The sequence below is a fragment of the Reyranella sp. GW821-FHT14A01 genome (genome assembly GCF_058803965.1).
The window spans coordinates 549,505-566,797 of sequence record NZ_JBXAPM010000001.1 but is presented as its reverse complement, the minus strand read 5'-3'; the positions used below and the strand labels follow the sequence as shown (position 1 = coordinate 566,797).

Here is a 17,293-nt window from a genome sequence, read left to right as displayed (position 1 = left end):
GCCATGACGATCTCGTCGCTGTTCATCCGCCGGCCGCGGCTGGCCTTCGTCATCTCCACGGTCATCACCATCGCCGGCGTCATCGCCATGATGGCGCTGCCGGTGGCGCAGTTCCCCGACATCGTGCCGCCGCAGGTCCGCGTCACCGCGACCTATCCTGGTGCCTCGGCGCAGGCGGTCGAGGAAAGCGTGGCGCAGGTCATCGAGGCGCAGGTCAACGGCGTCGAGCGCATGATCTACATGAAGTCGACGTCGGGCGGCGACGGCAGCTATGCGCTCAGCGTCAGCTTCGAGGTCGGCTCCAACCCCGACCTCAACACCGTCAACGTCACCAACCGGGTCAACCAGGCGATCGCCCTGCTGCCGCCCGAGGTGCAGCGGCTGGGCGTCACCACCAAGAAGCAATCCTCGGCTCTGCTGCAGGTCGTGGCCGTCTATTCGCCCAAGGGCACGCGCGACGCGCTGTTCCTGTCGAACTTCACGACCATCACCTTGCTCGACACGCTGCGGCGCGTGCCGGGCGTCGGCGACGCCACGCTGTTCGGCGCGCTCGACTACTCCATGCGCATCTGGCTCAACCTCGAGCGCATGTCGAGCCTCGACATCACCCCCAACGAGGTGGTGCAGGCGGTGCAGGCCCAGAACGTCCAGGCCGCGGTCGGCCTGGTGGGCGCGGCGCCATTGCTCGACGATGTCAGCTTCCAGCTCAACATCACCACGCAAGGCCGCCTCGTCACGGTCGAGGAGTTCGAGAACATCGTGGTGCGCGCCAAGTCCGACGGCGCGCTGGTGCGGGTCAAGGACATCGCCCGGGTCGAGCTCGGCTCCAAGACCAGCGACCAGATCGGCCGCTACAACGGCCAGGCCGCCGCCGGCATCCAGATCTACCAGCTCCCCGGCGCCAACGCGCTGGCCACCGCCCAGGGCGTGCGCGATGCGATCAAGGCGCTGGAACCGCGCTTCCCCGAGGATGTCGCCTACAACGTGATGTACGACACGACCGTGTTCGTGGAGGCCACGATCGAGAGCGTGATCCACACGCTGATCGAGGCCTTCGTCCTCGTGGCGATCGTCGTCTTCATCTTCCTCGGCAACCTGCGCGCCACCCTGATCCCGATCATCGCCGTGCCGGTCGCCCTGATCGGCACCTTCGCCGTCATGCTGGCGCTGGGCTACTCGGCCAACACGATCTCGCTGCTGGCGTTGGTGCTGGCCATCGGCATCGTGGTCGACGACGCCATCGTCGTGGTCGAGGCGGTCGAGCATATCCTCGAGCACGAGCCCGAACTCACGGTCGCCCAGGCGACCGAGAAGGCGATGGGCCAGGTCACCGGGCCGATCATCGCCATCACCCTGGTGCTGCTGTCGGTGTTCATCCCGACCGCCTTCATCCCCGGCATCTCGGGCCAGCTCTACGCCCAGTTCGCCGTGGCCGTGTCGGTCTCGATGGTGATCTCGGCGATCAACGCGCTCTCGCTGTCGCCGGCGCTCTGCTCGCTGATCCTGCGCCACCGCAAGAAGCCGACCGGCGTCATGGGCTGGATGCAGGGCCGCATCGACCGGACGCGCGACGGCTACACGAAGCTGGTCACGCCGCTGGCGCGTCGCGGCATCGTGGCGCTTCTCCTGGTCGTGGGCTTCGCCGCCGCAACCGGCGGCATCGGCTCCAGGGTGCCCTCGGGCTTCCTGCCGGACGAGGACCAGGGCGCCTTCATGGCCGAGGTGCAGCTTCCCGACGCGGCCTCGACCAATCGCACCATGGCGGCCGTCCAGGAGGTCGAGAAGACCATCGCCAACCGGCCGTGGAAGCAGAGCGTCTTCACCGTCTCGGGCTACAGCATGATCGACGGGCTGGCGCTGCCCAACCGCGCGCTGGTCGTGGTCGAGATGAAGCCGTTCGCCGAGAGGAAGGATCCCTCGCTCTCGGTATTCAGTGCCCTGAAGGAACTCAACATCGCCTTTAGCCAGATCGCCTCGGCCAACGTCTTCGCCTTCAACCTGCCGCCCATCATGGGGCTGGGCAACTCGGCGGGCTTCGAGTTCGTCGTGCAGTCGCTCGCCGGCGCCTCGCCAACCGACCTCGCCGCCGTGTCGCGCGGCGTGATGATCTCGGCGCAGGAAGTGCCGGAGCTGGCCGGCGTCTACACGACCTACAGCGCCTCGACGCCGCAGATCAATCTGAAGCTCGACCGCGAGCGCGCCCAGGCGTTGGGCATCTCGATCTCCGACATCTTCTCCGCCATGCAGACCGCGCTGGGCGGCGCCTATACCAACGACTTCAACCTGTTCGGCCGGACCTGGCAGGTGAAGGTGCAGGCCGAGGCCGCCGACCGCAGCAAGGTGAACGACGTGTTTCGCATACGCGTGCGTTCGGCGAGCGGCGAACTCGTGCCCCTGCAGGCGGTGGCGAACATCGAGATGGTGACCGCGCCTTCCTCGGTCGTGCGCTACAACAACCTGCGCTCCGTGGTCGTGAACGGCGCCCCCGCCCCCGGCTACTCCTCGGGCGACGCCATCGCCGCGATGGAGAAACTCGCGACGCGCACGCTCCCCAACGGTTACGGCTACGAATGGACGGGCACGGCGCTGCAGGAAAAGGCGGCCAGCGGCCAGACCGGCTTCATCCTGGGCCTCGCCGTCGTCTTCGCCTACCTGTTCCTGGTCGGCCTTTACGAGAGCACGGCGATCCCGGTGGCAGCGCTGCTGTCGGTCATCGTCGGGCTCTTCGGGGCGGTGACGGCGTTGCTGATCGCCGGCCTCGACAACAACCTCTTCGCCCAGATCGGCATCGTGGTGCTGATCGCGTTGGCCGCCAAGAACGCCATCCTGATCATCGAGTTCGCGATGGCCGAACGCGAGAAGGGAGCCGACATCGTGACCGCGGCGACGACGGCCGCCAGCCTGCGGTTCCGCGCCGTCATGATGACGTCCTTCGCCTTCATCCTGGGCCTGGTGCCGCTCGTCATCTCCTCGGGCGCGGGTGCGGCCACCCAGCGCGCCGTCGGCACCGCGGTGTTCGGCGGAATGATCGCGGCCTCGTTCCTCGGCATCTTCGTGATCCCGGGCCTCTACGTAGCGTTCCAGCGCTTCCGCGAGACGGTGAAGGGCTGGATGGGGGCTAAGCCGAAGCCCTGAGACCTCTCGTGGGAGCGAGCCACGGCGGGCGTGGTTCGGACGAAGGCGCCGCCGGATGGGCGGCGATCCCGTCGGCCTCGGCGCACTCGCTGTCCGACAATATGTGATGGGCGGCCGTCGCCTGCCGCCACGTGTCCCAATCGGAAGTCTCGCGCCCGTTCATCGAGAGATGGTCGCGCATGACGTTGACCCTCGTGAACCACAGGCCGCCCGCCTGCTCGCCATGGCCGAAGCTCATCGGGTCGGCCTCGCCCGCACGGCAGCGCCGCCAAGCCTCGCCGGCGGTGATGAACATGTCATCGGGCAAATTGGTGAGATCGAAGCTGACGCCGAGCTTCGGCGCGATGACGCGATCGAGTTGGGCATCCGCGCGGCGCCAGCTTCCGTCGCGCCAATACTCGCAGATCCAGTGATCCTCCCACTCCCGGCGGAAGTAGGCGGCGAAGCCGCATCGTACGCGCGCCGGCACGCCCTGCTGGCGCAGCATGCCGCAGAGGATCAACGCGTAGTCGCGGCAGGTGCCGACCGCGCGCCGGTCGAGGACCCGCTCTGCCGTCAACGCAGAGCCATCGAGATCGGCGATCTGCTTCAACCTTCCAGCCAGCGGCAAGGTCTCGCGTGAGACAGTCCGGAACTGCGCTTCATTCGCCCCATAGGCCGCGAGCCAGTCCGAATGGATGAGGATGCCCTGTACGATGCGGCACAGCACACCGACATCGACGGGCAATCCGTCGAAATTCAAGGCTCCGCTGCCGGGCTCGGACATCGGCCCGTGGTGTCGCCAACGCTCGGGGCTTTCCATGGTCGTCATCCGACCATGGTAGCAGGTCCAAGCGAAAGTCAGGCAGCAGCTTTGACGAGCCGGTCGCTGCGGCTCTTCATCAGCGGCTGGATGTGCTGGCCGAACTGGTCCATGCCGGCCAGGAAGTCGTCGAAGGTCAGCATGATGCCCTTGGTGCCGGGCACGGTGGCGCACTCGTCGAGCATCTTCGCCACGCTGGCATAGGAACCGACAAGCGTGCCCATGTTGAAGTTGATGGCGCCCTCCGGCGCGGAGATGCGCTTGGCCGTGCCGCCATCGTCCGCATTGGGATCGGCGTCGGCCTGGCCCGACATCCAGGCCAATGCGCCCATGTCGGCGCCGTCGTTGTAGAGCTTCCACTTCGCCATCGCCTTTTCGTCGGTCTCGTCGGCGATCACCATCATCAGCACGTAATTGCCGACGTCGCGGCCGGTCTTGGCGGCGGCCTCGACCATCAGCTGGTTGGTCGGCGCATGGGCGGTCGGCGTGTTCACGCCCTTGCCCAGGGTGAAGTTGTAGTTGCAGTAGGTCGCGCCGAACTCCATGCCGCGCGGGCTCTGGCCCGCACTGACGATCTTGATCGGCGTCTTCGGCCGCGGGGAGAGCTTGCAATCCGACATCTGGAAGTACTTGCCCTTGAAGTCGGACGTGCCGGTCTCCCAGAGTTCCTTCATCACCGTCACGAACTCGGTCGAGTAGTCGTAGCGGTAGCCGAAGTACTTCTCGCCCGGCCACATGCCCATCTGCTCGTACTCGTCCTTGGCCCAGCCCGAGACGATGTTGACGCCGAACCGCCCGTGCGAGATCGAATCGATGGTCGAGGCCATGCGCGCGATGATGGCGGGCGGAATGGTGAGCACCGCGACCGAGGCATAGAGCCTGATGCGCTCGGTCACCGCGGCCAGGCCGGCCATCAGGGTGAAGGATTCGAGATTATGGTCCCAGAACTCGCTCTCGCCGCCGAAGCCGCGCAGCTTGATCATCGACAGGGCAAAATCGAGCCCGTAACCCTCGGCCTTCTGCACGATCTGCCGGTTGAGATCGAAACTCGGCATGTATTGCGGCGACGTGGTGGAGATCAGCCAGCCATTGTTTCCGATCGGAATGAACACACCGATGTCCATGGAGCCCTCCTTGAGTACGGGCTCCCGGCAGCAAGCGGCATGCCAGCCTAACGATCGGAAATGCGCCTCTTGAGTTCGGAATCGTGCAAGGTCGTGTCCTGCCCCGGCGGCGCGATGCGCACGGCGTCTTCCAGGGTCATGGTCTGGCGCCATTCCTCGGCCGGACGCGGGCGGTCGTCGGAGCCGATCTGGTCGACGCCCCAGTAGAGTTCGAGATGGTGGCCGTCGGGATCGAGGAACTCGACCGAGACCTGGCAGCCGGCGCGGCGGCGGCCCTGGTAGACGATCTCGACGCCGTGCGCCTTCAGGTGATCGCGGGCACGGAACACCTCGTCGAGCGTCGCGAGTTCGAAGGCGAGATGGTGCAACGTGCGCGCCTGGGCGTCCGTGGCCGGCGCGCCACCCACGAGTGCCAGGCAATGGTGATCGCCGTTGGAGCGCAGGAACACCATGCCGCCCGGCATCATGTTGCCGGGATAGACGTCGGAAATCTTGAAGCCCAGCACCTCGGTATAGAAACGCCGCGACCGGTCTAGATCGACGACGTTCACAACCGCATGGCCGAGCTTCTGGACCTTGAAGGGCAAACCCTGGGGCATGAACGGCTACCTTTCCGGGCGGGGCTCGGCCATCATGCGCCCAACATACCGAAAGGGGAACGAGCGCATGGCGAAATCGCCCAACAGACTGTCGGCGAGCGAAGCGGTCCTGCGCATGTCGCAGAAGCGCCTGAAGGCGCGCGATCTCGTCGAAGCCTGCCTCGACCGCATCGAGCAGCGCGAGGGCCAGGTCCACGCCTGGGAGGCGCTCGACGCCGACGGCGCCCGCAAGCGCGCCGACATGCTCGACAAGCGCGCCAGGCCGGTGGGGCCGCTGCACGGCATCCCGCTCGCCGTGAAGGACATCATCTCGACCAAGACCCTGCCCACCACCTGCGGCTCGCCGATCTATCGCGACCACGTCGCGGGCCGTGACGCCGCCTGCGTGACGCAGCTCGTGAATGCCGGCGCCATCGTGCTCGGCAAGTCGGTGACGACGGAATTCGCCGGCGCCCATGCCGGCAAGACGCACAATCCGCACAACCTGCGCCACACGCCGGCCGGCTCCTCCTCCGGCTCCGCGGCCGCGGTCGCCGATACGATGGTGCCCGTCGGCTACGGCACGCAGACCTCGGGTTCGGTGATCCGGCCCGGCGCCTTCAACGGCATCGTGGCCTACAAGGGCACCTACGGTTGGGCCGACACGACGGGCATCAAGACCTATGCAAAGAGCCTCGACACGCTGGGCTTCTTCACGCGCACGGCCAACGACCTCGCGCTGATCCGCGCCGCCTACGGCCATGCCCCGACCGACCCGCCGCTACACGCGCCGAGGATCGGCTTCTGCCGCACCCTGTGGTGGGACCAGGCCGAGCCGTACAACAGGAAGAACATCGAGCTCGCCGCCCGCACCTTGCGGGCCGGCGGCGCCAAGGTGCGCGATTGGGAAATGCCCGAGAGCTGGGGGCCGCTCATCACCGCGCACAACCGGGTGATGACCAAGGAAGCGACCCATCACTACGGCCCGGAACGCGCCCGCTTCCCCCATCTCCTGTCGCCCAGCCTGACGGCGAGCCTCGAAGTGGGCGACGGCGTCACGCGTGCCCAACTCGCCGATGCCAGGAAGCGCAAGGGCCGGGCGCTGGCCGATCTCGCCCAGGTGTGGGAGCGCTTCGACTTCCTGCTGGCGCCCACCGCCCGTGGCGAAGCACCGGCAGGTCTCGGCTACACCGGCGATCCGATCTTCAATCGCTTCTGGACCCTGCTCGGCACACCCTGCATTGCCCTGCCCTTCAATGCCGGACCGTTCGGCCTGCCGCTCTCGGTGCAGTTGATCGCGCCGCTGCGCGGCGACGACCAGCTCATCGCCTGGGCCCGCTGGGTGGAGGCCCGCCTCTCGTGAAGCTCGGAATGATCGGCTACGGCGCGATCGGCAAGCATGTCGAAGCAGCCGGCCTCGAGAACATTGAGCTGGTCTCTGTGCTCGTGCGCCGGCCGCGAACGGAAGGCGTGCTGACCCACGAGCCCGACCGGTTCTTCGCCCACGACTTCGATGCCGTGGCCGAATGCGCCGGCCACGAGGCCGTTCGCACGCACGGACAGCGCGTGCTCGAGAGTGGCGCCGATTTCCTAGTGACCTCCGTCGGCGCCTTCACCGATACGGCGCTGTTCGATCGGCTGCTGGCCGCCGCCAAGGCAAACGGCGCACGCCTCATCCTGCCGTCGGGCGGCATCGGCGCGCTCGACATATTGAGCAGCGCCGCGGTCGGCGGGCTGGACAGCGTCACCGTCACGGTGCGCAAGGATCCGTCGGCCTGGAAGGGCACCGTTGCCGAGACACTGGTCGATCTCGACGCCTTGAAGGCGCCGCACACGGTGTTCGACGGACCGGTGCGTGAGGGCGCCCGCCTCTATCCGCAGAACGTGAACATCTCGGCCGCCGCCGCGATCGCCGGCCTCGGCCTCGACAAGACCCGCGTCGTCATCGTGGCCGATCCCACCATCACCACGCACATCGTCGAGCTGGAAGCCAAAGGAGCGTTCGGCCGCTTCACCTTCATGGAAGACGTGACCGTCAGCGAAGAGAACCGCAAGACCGGCAAGCTGGTCGCCATGGCGATGGTGAAGTCGGTCCGCCAACTGGCGTCGACTCTCGTGGTCGCCGCCTAAGAATTAAGGGGAAACGCCATGGAAGAGTTTGACTACGTCATCGTCGGTGCCGGCGCCGCGGGCTGCGTGCTGGCCAATCGCCTGTCGGCCTCGGGCAAGAACACGGTCGCGGTGATCGAGGCCGGCGGCAAGGACAACCATATCTGGATCAAGGTGCCGGCCGGCTTCAACAAGACGGTCTACAACGACAATCTCAACTGGGGCTACGAGACCGCGCCCGGCCCGCACATCGACGGCCGCAAGATCAGGTTCCCGCGCGGAAAGGTGCTGGGCGGTTCGGGCTCGATCAACGGCCATCTCTATGTGCGCGGCCAGTCGGCCGACTACGACACCTGGGCGCAGCTCGGCTGCCGCGGCTGGTCGTGGAACGACCTGCTGCCCTACTTCAAGCGCGCCGAGAGCCGCGCCGGCGGCAGCGACGAGACGCGTGGCCGCTCGGGCCCGCTCTTCATCGAGGACCAGCGCGACCCGCACGTGCTGAGCGACGCCTTCATGGACGCCAACGAGACGCTCGGGCTCAAGCGCTCGGCCGACTACAACAGCGGCGACCAGGAAGGCACCATGCTCTACCAGAACATGATGCACGGCGGCCGGCGCTGGAGCCCGGTCGACGCCTATCTGCGTCCCGCGATGGGCCGGGCGAACCTCAAGGTGATCACCCACGCGCTGGTCGAGCGCATCGACCTCGAGGGCAGGAAGGCCGTCGGCATCACCTATCGCCAGGGCGGCCAATCGAAGTCGATCCGCGCCCGCCGCGACGTGATCCTGAGCGGCGGCGCCATCAACACGCCGCAGCTCCTGCAGATCTCGGGCATCGGCAACGCCGACGACCTGCGCGAGATCGGCGTGGCGGTGAAGCACGCGCTGCCGGGCGTCGGCCGCAACTTCCGCGACCATTACGCCGTGCGCGTCTCGGCGCTGGTCAAGGGTGCGGGCTCATTGAACGAGAAGAGCCGCGGCCTGCCGCTGGTAGCTGAGGTGCTGCGCTATGCCTTCACGCGCAAGGGCCTGCTGACGGCCGCGCCCAGCCATGCCGGCGGCTACTTCAAGACGCGGCCGGGCCTTGCCACACCCGACATGCAGCTCTACTTCGCGCCGGCCAGCTACATGCCCGGCCGCTACGGCACCTCGGAACTCGATCGCGTGCCGGGCATGACCTTGGGCGTCTCGCAGCTCCGGCCGGAGAGCACGGGCCACGTCAAGGCGACCACCGCCGATCCCACGGCCAAGCCCGAGATCCAGCCGAATTACCTGGCCGTCCAGCACGACCGCGACGCGCTGCTGGCGGCGATGAAGTACCTGCGCAAGCTCCTCGCCACGCCGCCGCTCAGCGGCTTCGTGATCGAGGAGAACCTGCCGGGACCGGCCGTCCAGACCGACGAGCAGTGGATGGCCCATGCCCGTGCCACCGGCTCGACGACCTATCATCCGGTCGGCACCGCCAAGCTCGGCACCGATCCGATGGCCGTGGTCGATCCGCTCAGCATGCGCGTGATCGGGCTGGAGGGGCTGCGCGTTGCCGACGCTTCCTGCATGCCGACGATGGTGTCGGGCAACACCTACGCCGCGACCAACGCCATCGCGGAGAAGGCGTCGGATCTCATTCCGGCGACGTAAGGATCAGACGTAACCCGGCCCCTCGATGACCGGGTGGGCGATCAGGAATTTCTCGTCGATCTCGACGCCGATACCGGGCTTGTCGAGCGGGCGGACGTTGCCGTCCTTGCCGATTTCCCACGGCGAACTGCCCAGCTCGTCGCGAAACTTGTTGGCCACGGAGAGATCGGCCTCGAAGTAACCGCCATTGTCGATCGACGCCAGGAAGTGGATCGACACGGCATGGTTCAGGCCGGTCATCGAGCTGTGCGGATGGATCGGCAGCTTCCACATCGAGGCCGCGGCCGCGATGCGCTGCACCTCGGTGATGCCGCCGCTCTTTGACAGGTCCGGCTGCAGGATCGAGATGTTGCCGTCCTCGATGATGCGGTGGAACTCGAAGCGCGTGTAGTGATTCTCGCCGGCTGCCAGTGGCGTCACGCCCCAGCCCTTGGCCATCGCGTAGGAGCGATGGTCGTGCGCCGGAAACGGCTCCTCCAGCCAGGCGATGCCGAGCTCATCCATCGCCGGCATCACGCGTCGCACATCCTCGACCGTGTAACCGGTGTTGGCGTCGGTCAGCAGGACCATGTCGTCGCCGAAGCGCTTGCGCACCGCCGTCATGCGGGCGATGTCGTTCTTCACGCTGTCGCCGACGCGCAGCTTCAGCGCCTTGTAGCCCGCCGCGACCATCGGCCCGGCCTCGTCGGCCAGCGATTCCGGCGCCTGATAACCCAGCGAAATGCCGCCGGCATAGGCCGGCACCGGCTTGTTGGAACCGCCCAGCAGCTTGTAGAGCGGCCATCCCACGGCCTTGCCCTTGATGTCCCACAACGCCTGGTCGAGGCCGCTCATCGCCATGGCGGTGGCCGCACCCATGCCGTGGCTGCCGAGTTGGAACTTGTAGATCTTGGCCCAGATGCCGACCGTGTCGGTGGCGTCCATGCCGACCACGAAGCCTTTCAGCGTCGTGTTGATCAGGTGCCCGATGCTGCCCGGCGAGCGCGCGTGATGGCTCTCGCCCCAGCCCACGATCCCGTCCTCGGTCGTGACCTTGACCATCACGCAGTCGCGCTTGGTCATGGTGCCGATGCCGAGCGACACCTGCAGTTCCTTCGGCACGCGATAGCTGGTCGGATAGGCCTTTACGTCGACGATTTTCATATCTTTGTCATCCCGAGCGAAGCGAGGGACCCTTAACAACTGCCGCGCAAAGGTCCCTCGCTACGCTCGGGATGACAAGGTGCGGCGAGCATCGTCAGTGCGTCACGCGACCTTGTATTTCTTCAGCACCTCACGATCGATCTCGATGCCGAGACCCGGGCCCGTCGGTACCGTCACGATGCCCTTCTTCTGCTCGATCGGCACCTGCGCCAGGTGATCGCGCAGCGGGTTGGGCGTCTGCTCGAATTCGAGCATCGGCGGCATGGGGCGGAAGGCCGGCGGCTGGTCGGGCAATGCGGCGAGGAACTGCACCGTCGCGGCGAGGCCGATGGCCGAGCCCCAGGCGTGCGGCACGCATTCGACACCGAAGGCCGAAGCGAGCGTCGCGATCTTGCGGCATTCCGAGAAGCCGCCCGCCGCGCAGAGGTCGGGCTGCACGATGTCCATCGCCTTTTTCGCGATGATGTCGCGGAAGCCCCAGCGGGTGAAATCGTTTTCGCCACCGGCCACCGCCATGTCGAGGGCGCGCGTCACTTCGATATAACCGTCATGGTCCTCGGGACTGACCGGCTCCTCGAACCAGAGGATGTCCTGGTCCTCCAGCATGCGGCCGAGCTTGATCGCATTGGGCACCGAGAAACAGTGGTTGGCGTCGACCGCCAGCTTCACGTCCGGGCCGATCGCCTCGCGCACCGCGGTGACGCGGCGGGTGTCGAGCTTCAGGTCGCCCAGGCCGATCTTCATCTTGATGGCCTGGAAACCCGCGTGCTTGAACTCGATCGCCTCCTCGACAGCCTCTTCGATCAGCTTTTTCATGTCGATGAAGTAGAGGCCGGTCGCGTAGGCAATGACCTCGCTGCGATAGGCACCGCCGATCAGCTTGTGCACCGGCTTGTTCACGGCGCGTCCCATGATGTCCCACAGCGCGATGTCGATGCCGGAAATGGCCGAGATCGCCATGCCGGTCGTGCCGTAATCCTTGATCCTGTTGTAGAGGTCTTCCCAGATCGCCTCGACGTCGAACGGATCCTTGCCGACCACCCGCGCCTTGTACTGCGTCTCGATGAAGGTCTTGGCAACCGCGGCGGGCCCGTAGCACTCGCCCCAGCCGGTGATGCCCTCGTCGGTCGTGATCTCGACCAGACACGTCGAGCGCGTGCCATAGACCCAGCCGCGCGCCGAGACGAAGGGCTTGTCGACCTTGCAGCTCAGGATGTGACAGACGACGTCGGTAACTTTCACTTTTCTTTTCCTCCCAAAACTCAGTGTCATCCTGAGCGCAGCGAAGGATTCTTCGCTGCGCTCAGGATGACAACGCAATCTGGGTTAGGAAACGGAAATCAGCAAATTGCCGAGCCTGTCCTGTCGCACCTTGTCGCCCGGTTCGACGACCGTCGTGCAGTCGAGCTGCTCGAGGATCGCCGGACCTTCGAGCGTGGCGTCGAGCGGCAGCTTCTCGCGGGCATAGACGGGCGTATCGTGCCAGCCGTCGCTGAACCAGACGCGGCGCGTGCCGAGCTTCGCGGCGGCAAGCGTCGGCGCACGTTCGGTGGCGGCAAGCGCGCCGAGCGAGATTTCCGGACGCACGCCGATCACGGCCGTATGCAGGTTGACGAGGACCGGCGGAATTTCCGGCAGCTCGATGCCGAAGCGGCGGAAGTAGGCGGCGGCAAAAGCCTTGTGCAGGCCGGCGACGCCGATGTCGGCGCTGTCGACGCCGACCGACAGGATGTGGCTCTGCCCCTGGAACTGCATGTCGGCCGACAGGACGCGGCGCAGCTCGCGCACCGGCACGCCCTCGCGCCCGATCGTGGCCTCGCCCTCGGCCGCCTGTTCGGCATAGATGCGCGCCACCGTGGCATCGTCGACGGCGGAGAGCGGCTTGTTCACGGTGCGCACATAGTCGTGGCGCAGGTCGGCCACGACGCAGCCCAGCGCGTTGGTGATGCCCGGCCGCGCCGGCACCAGCACCGTCGGGATGCCGAGCTCGCGCGCCAGCGCCGTCGCGTGCAGCGGGCCGGCGCCGCCGAAGGCGAAGAGCGCGAAGTCGCGCGGATCGTGGCCGCGCGACAGCGACACGAGGCGCACGGCGCCGGCCATGCGGTCGTTGGCGATGCGCAGGATGGCGGCGGCGGCCGACTCGGCGTCGAGGCCGAGCCGCTGGCCGACCTTCTCCAGCACGAGGCCGCGGACATGGTCGAGCGTCACGGGATGGTCGACGCCTAAAAGCTTGTCGGGGTTGAGCCGGCCCAGGATCAGGTTGGCGTCGGTGATGGTGGGCTCGGCGCCACCGCGGCCGTAGCAGATGGGACCGGGCCGGGCGCCCGCGCTCTCAGGCCCGACCCGCAGCATGCCCGCCGCGTCGACCGAGGCGATCGAGCCACCGCCCGCGCCGATCGTGTGCACGTCGACCATCGGCACGTGGATCGGCATCGCATATTCGAGCTCGAGCTCGCCCGACACCTGCGGCACGGCATTCTCGATCAGGCCGACATCGGTCGAGGTGCCGCCCATGTCGTAGGTGATCAGGTTGGGATGGCCAGAGGCGCGGCCGGTATAGGCCGCCGCCATCACGCCCGAGGCCGGGCCCGACATCACCGTGTTCACCGCCGCCTCGGCAATGAGCTGCGAAGAGATCGTTCCGCCATTGCCCTGCATCACCAGCAGGTCGCGGTCGAAGCCCTTGGCCTTCAGCTCCGTGCGCAGGCGCGACAGGTAGCGGTCGAGCACGGGCTGCACCGAGGCGTTCACCGCCGCCGTCACGCCGCGCTCGTACTCGCGATACTCCGACAGGATGACGTGTCCCGCGGTGACATAGTCGTTGGGCCACAGGCCGCGCACGATCTCGGCGGCGCGGCGCTCGTGCGCCGGATTGATGTAGCTGTGCAGGAAATGGATGACGACGGCCTCGCAACCGGCCCCCAGCAGCGCCTTCGCCGCTTCGGCCACGGCGGCTTCGTCGAGCGCCGTCAGCAACTTGCCGTCGGCATCTATGCGTTCGGGCACTTCTAGCCGCACTTCGCGGTCGATCATCGGCCTGAAGGTGCCGCGCAACCCGTAGGCCTGGGGCCGCGTGCGGCGCCCTAGTTCCAGCACGTCGCGGAAGCCCCTGGTCGTGATCAGACCCACCTTGGCGATCTTGCGTTCGAGCAGCGCATTCGTGGTCGTCGTCGTGCCATGCACCACAGCCTGGAGCAAAGCGGGATCGAGGCCGGCCGCCGCAAGGGCGGCCATGAAGCCGATGGCCTGGTTGTCGACGGTCGTCGGCACCTTGGCGAGCCTGACCTCGTTGGAGGCCGGATCGATCGCCAGCAGGTCGGTGAAGGTACCGCCGACATCGATGCCGACGGTGAAGGTGCTTTTGGCGGACATGGGTTCAAACCGAAAGATATTGTTCGCGCAGGGAGTCGTTGGCCGCCAGCTCGGCCATCGAGCCGCCGAAGCGGATCTGGCCCTTCTCGATGATGTAGGCGCGGTCGGCGACACCCAGCGCGAAGTGCAGGTTCTGTTCGCACAAGATCACCGACATGCCCTCGCTTTTCAGCGCGCGGATGGAATTGCCCATCTCCTCGACGATGATGGGCGCCAGCCCTTCCGACGGCTCGTCGAGCAGCACACAGCTCGGATTGCCCATCAGGGTGCGCGCGATGGTAAGCATCTGCTGCTCGCCGCCCGACATGCGCCCGCCCGGCCGCTCGCGCATGCGCCCGAGATTGGGGAACAGCTTGAACAGCTTCTCTTCGGTCCAGAGCGGCACGCCCGTGCGTGCTCCCTTCCGGCCGACCTCGAGATTCTCCATTACCGACAGTTCGGTGAAAATGCGCCGTTCCTCCGGCACGTAGCCGAGACCGAGGCGCGCGATGCGATACGGTGGCAGGCGCTCGATGCGCTGGCCGGCGAAGCTCACCTCGCCGCGGGCCGGTGGCACCAGCCCCATGATTGCCTTCATCGCCGTCGACTTGCCGGCGCCGTTGCGGCCGAGCAGCGCCACCACCTCGCCCGCGCGGGCCTCCAGCGAGATGCCATGCAGGATGTGGGCGCGGCCGTAGAAGGCGTGCAGATCGTTTACCTGGAGCATCAGTGCGCGCTCCCGAGATAGACCGCGCGGACATTCGGATTGGCGCGTACTTCCTGCGGCGTGCCGCCGGCGATCAGCACACCCCGGTCGAGCACGATGATGCGGTCGGCCTGGGTGAAGACCACATCCATGTCGTGCTCGGTGAACAGCACGGCGATGTTGCGCGCCCGCGCCAGCCGCGCCGTCAGCTCCATCAGCGCGACGCGCTCCTTTGGCGCCATGCCGGCGGTGGGCTCGTCCATCAGCAGCAGGCGCGGTTCGTTGGCCAGCGCGATCGCGAGCTCGACCCGCTTCAGGTCGCCATAGGCCAGCACGCCGCAGGTCCGCTCCGCCTGGTCGAGCATGCCGACCTGGTCGAGCAGCGCGTCGGCTTCGGTGCGGAACGCGGCACCAAAGCGCGACAGCAGAGAACGCAGGCGGCCGGCATGCGAGTAGAGCGCCATCTGCACGTTCTCGCGAACGCTGAGCGACGCGAACGTGGCGGTGATCTGGAAGGTGCGGCCGACGCCCAGCCGCCAGATGGCGCGCGGGCGCAGGCCCACGATGTCGCGGCCCTCGAGGCGCACGATGCCCGAGTCGGGCGCGAGCTGGCCGTTCAGCATGTTGAAGCAGGTGCTCTTGCCCGCGCCGTTGGGTCCGATCAGCGCCAGCATCTCGCCCGCGGAGACGGCGAAGGAGACGTCGGCTACCGCCTGCACACCGCCAAAAGCCTTGTGCAGGCCATCGACTTGGAGAACCGGATGGCTCATGCCCGCTGCTCCCGCCAGCGTGCGACGAGAGCCTTGAGGCCGCCGACCAATCCCTGCGGGAAGAGCAGCACGATCAGCAGGATCACGCCGCCCATGACGGCGCGCCAGAACTCGGTGTTGCGCGCCACCGCATCGCGCAGCCAAGTGAAGATCGCGGCGCCCACCACCGGACCCGTCAGCGTCTCGACGCCGCCCAGCAGCACCATGATGAGACCGTCGGTCGATTGCGCGATCGAAATGCTCGACGGCGAGATGCTGCCCTTGGAGAAGGCGTAGACCGCGCCCGCGAGGCCGGCCAGTGCACCGACCAGCACGAAGGCTGCCCACTGGAAGCCGCGCAGGTCGATGCCGATCGCCTCGGCGCGCAACGGCGAATCGCGGCCGGCCCGCAGGGCGTAGCCGAACGGCGAGAACAGCACCCTCCACAGGAACACGATGCCGGCGCCGCACAGGACCAGCGCGAGGTAGTAGTAGACGGTCTTGTCGGCGAGCCACGCGGCCGGCCAGACACCGAACACCCCGTTGCTGCCGCCGGTCACGGAATCCCACTGGAAGACGATCGACCAGCTGATCTGCGCAAACGCAAGCGTCAGCATGGCGAGATAGACGCCCGACAGCCGCACGCAGAACCAGCCGTAGACAATGGCGAAGGCGCCGGCGACCAGCGGCGCCAGCAGAAGTGCTGCTTCCATTGGCAAGCCAAAGCGCTTCATCAACAGGCCTGCCGCGTAAGCGCCGATGCCGAAATAGGCGGCGTGGCCGAACGAGACCATGCCGGCCGGGCCCATGATGAAGTGCAGCGAGACCGAGAACAGCGCGAAGCAGACGATGTCGGTCAGCAGGATCGTGGCGTAACGGTCGGCGACCAGCGGCACGAGGGCGAGCAGCGCCAGCCAGACCAGGGCGAATGTCCAGGACGGCACCTGCAATGGCGGCGCTGGCTCCGAGGCGGCGCGTTGCGCGGCCTGCGGCTTGCCGAGCAGGCCGTAGGGACGCACCACCAGCACCAGCGCCATGATCAGGAACTCGACCACCAGGGTGAGCTTGGAGAAGGAAATCTCGAAGCCGAACCAGGTGACTGTGCCGATGCCGATGCAGAAGGCCTTGGCGACGCCGATGATGATGGCGGCCAGGAAGGCACCGCCGATGCTGCCCAGCCCGCCCACCACCGTGACCACGAAGGCATCGGCGATGATGGCGAGGTCGAGCTCGAGGTTGGCCGGCTCGCGCGGGATCTGCAGCGCGCCGCCCAACCCGGCCAGCACCGAGCCCACGAAGAAGACCGAGGTGAAGAGCTTCGCCTGGTCGACGCCCAGCGCGCCCACCATCTCGCGATCCTGCGTCGCCGCGCGCACCAATGCGCCCCAGCGCGTGCGCGTCAGCAGCAACCAGATCGCACCCAGCACGACCGGGCCGATGGCGATGAGCAACAGGTCGTAGGCCGGGATTCGGCGGCCCATGATCTCGACCGCCATCGACAGGCCGGGCGCGCGTGGGCCGACCAGGTCCTCGGCGCCCCAGGTGAAGAGCGCGATGTCCTTGATCACCAGCACCACGGCAAAGGTCGCCAGCAACTGGAACAGCTCCGGCGCGCGGTAGATGCGCCGCAGCACCAGCACCTCGATCAGGATGCCGACCAACCCGACCGCAACGGCGGCCAGCACGACGGCCCCCCAGAAGCCCAGCGGTGTGCGGCCGAAGAACTGGATCAGCGAATAGGCGCCGTAGAGCCCCAGCATGTAGAGCGAACCGTGCGCGAAGTTCACGATCCGCGTGACGCCGAAGATCAGCGACAGGCCGGCCGACACGAGAAACAACGACGCGGCGGCGGCCAGCCCGTTCAGGAGCTGGATGATGAAGGAAGCGAGGGTCACGGCTTAGATCGTCGTCTCGACCGGAGCGCCCCTCGAATACCTCGGGGTAAACTCCACGCGGAG

At 67.1% G+C, this 17,293-nt stretch carries 13 protein-coding genes; 4 read left to right on the top strand and 9 right to left on the bottom strand.

All coding sequences use genetic code 11. From position 1 onward, the window contains the following. The first annotated feature begins 3 nt into the window (after positions 1-3). Positions 4-3,135 (top strand): efflux RND transporter permease subunit, encoded by a 3,132-nt coding sequence (locus AC1ROX_RS02740; RefSeq protein WP_493122130.1) that lies wholly within the window; start codon positions 4-6, stop codon positions 3,133-3,135. Here AC1ROX_RS02740 and AC1ROX_RS02735 read toward each other — a convergent pair. Genes AC1ROX_RS02735 through AC1ROX_RS02725 form a run of 3 tightly spaced genes read right to left on the bottom strand, consistent with a single transcriptional unit; the run spans position 3,119 to position 5,660 of the window. After that, on the bottom strand, positions 3,119-3,937 hold the full coding sequence (locus AC1ROX_RS02735) for a transglutaminase domain-containing protein (RefSeq protein WP_493122128.1): 819 nt from the start codon (positions 3,935-3,937) through the stop codon (positions 3,119-3,121). The two genes, AC1ROX_RS02740 and AC1ROX_RS02735, sit on opposite strands and share 17 nt — an antisense overlap. A 38-nt stretch (positions 3,938-3,975) precedes the next feature. After that, positions 3,976-5,061, bottom strand: coding sequence for a pyrimidine utilization protein A (gene rutA / locus AC1ROX_RS02730; RefSeq protein ID WP_493122127.1), 1,086 nt, complete (start codon positions 5,059-5,061; stop codon positions 3,976-3,978). 47 nt (positions 5,062-5,108) lie between these two features. Then, positions 5,109-5,660, bottom strand: a complete 552-nt coding sequence (locus AC1ROX_RS02725) for a VOC family protein (RefSeq protein ID WP_493122125.1) — start codon at positions 5,658-5,660, stop codon at positions 5,109-5,111. A gap of 67 nt (positions 5,661-5,727) precedes the next feature. Here AC1ROX_RS02725 and AC1ROX_RS02720 point away from each other — a divergent pair, with 67 nt between their 5' ends. Genes AC1ROX_RS02720 through AC1ROX_RS02710 form a run of 3 tightly spaced genes read left to right on the top strand, consistent with a single transcriptional unit; the run spans position 5,728 to position 9,386 of the window. Continuing rightward, positions 5,728-7,002: an amidase gene (locus tag AC1ROX_RS02720; protein WP_493122123.1), complete on the top strand. Its 1,275-nt coding sequence runs from the start codon at positions 5,728-5,730 to the stop codon at positions 7,000-7,002. Then, positions 6,999-7,769, top strand: coding sequence for an aspartate dehydrogenase (locus tag AC1ROX_RS02715; RefSeq protein WP_493122122.1), 771 nt, complete (start codon positions 6,999-7,001; stop codon positions 7,767-7,769). The genes AC1ROX_RS02720 and AC1ROX_RS02715 overlap by 4 nt, the downstream gene beginning before the upstream one ends. An 18-nt stretch (positions 7,770-7,787) precedes the next feature. Next, the gene (locus AC1ROX_RS02710) at positions 7,788-9,386 is read left to right on the top strand and encodes a GMC family oxidoreductase (protein ID WP_493122120.1); all 1,599 of its coding nucleotides are present in this window, start codon (positions 7,788-7,790) and stop codon (positions 9,384-9,386) included. 3 nt (positions 9,387-9,389) lie between these two features. Here AC1ROX_RS02710 and AC1ROX_RS02705 read toward each other — a convergent pair whose 3' ends face one another. The 6 genes from AC1ROX_RS02705 to AC1ROX_RS02680 form a co-directional block, all read right to left on the bottom strand. Next, positions 9,390-10,529 (bottom strand): mandelate racemase/muconate lactonizing enzyme family protein, encoded by a 1,140-nt coding sequence (locus AC1ROX_RS02705; protein WP_493122118.1) that lies wholly within the window; start codon positions 10,527-10,529, stop codon positions 9,390-9,392. Between the two features lie 102 nt (positions 10,530-10,631). Further along, the gene (locus AC1ROX_RS02700) at positions 10,632-11,771 is read right to left on the bottom strand and encodes a mandelate racemase/muconate lactonizing enzyme family protein (protein ID WP_493122116.1); all 1,140 of its coding nucleotides are present in this window, start codon (positions 11,769-11,771) and stop codon (positions 10,632-10,634) included. An 84-nt stretch (positions 11,772-11,855) separates the two neighbouring features. Further along, complete coding sequence (locus AC1ROX_RS02695; protein WP_493122114.1) at positions 11,856-13,901, bottom strand: hydantoinase/oxoprolinase family protein; 2,046 nt, start codon at positions 13,899-13,901, stop codon at positions 11,856-11,858. A 4-nt stretch (positions 13,902-13,905) separates the two neighbouring features. Next, positions 13,906-14,610, bottom strand: a complete 705-nt coding sequence (locus tag AC1ROX_RS02690; RefSeq protein WP_493122521.1) for an ABC transporter ATP-binding protein — start codon at positions 14,608-14,610, stop codon at positions 13,906-13,908. Further along, positions 14,607-15,356: an ABC transporter ATP-binding protein gene (locus AC1ROX_RS02685; protein ID WP_493122112.1), complete on the bottom strand. Its 750-nt coding sequence runs from the start codon at positions 15,354-15,356 to the stop codon at positions 14,607-14,609. The genes AC1ROX_RS02690 and AC1ROX_RS02685 overlap by 4 nt, the downstream gene beginning before the upstream one ends. Further along, positions 15,353-17,230, bottom strand: a complete 1,878-nt coding sequence (locus AC1ROX_RS02680) for an ABC transporter permease (RefSeq protein ID WP_493122110.1) — start codon at positions 17,228-17,230, stop codon at positions 15,353-15,355. Before AC1ROX_RS02680 ends, AC1ROX_RS02685 begins: the two co-directional genes overlap by 4 nt. Positions 17,231-17,293: the final 63 nt, after the last annotated feature.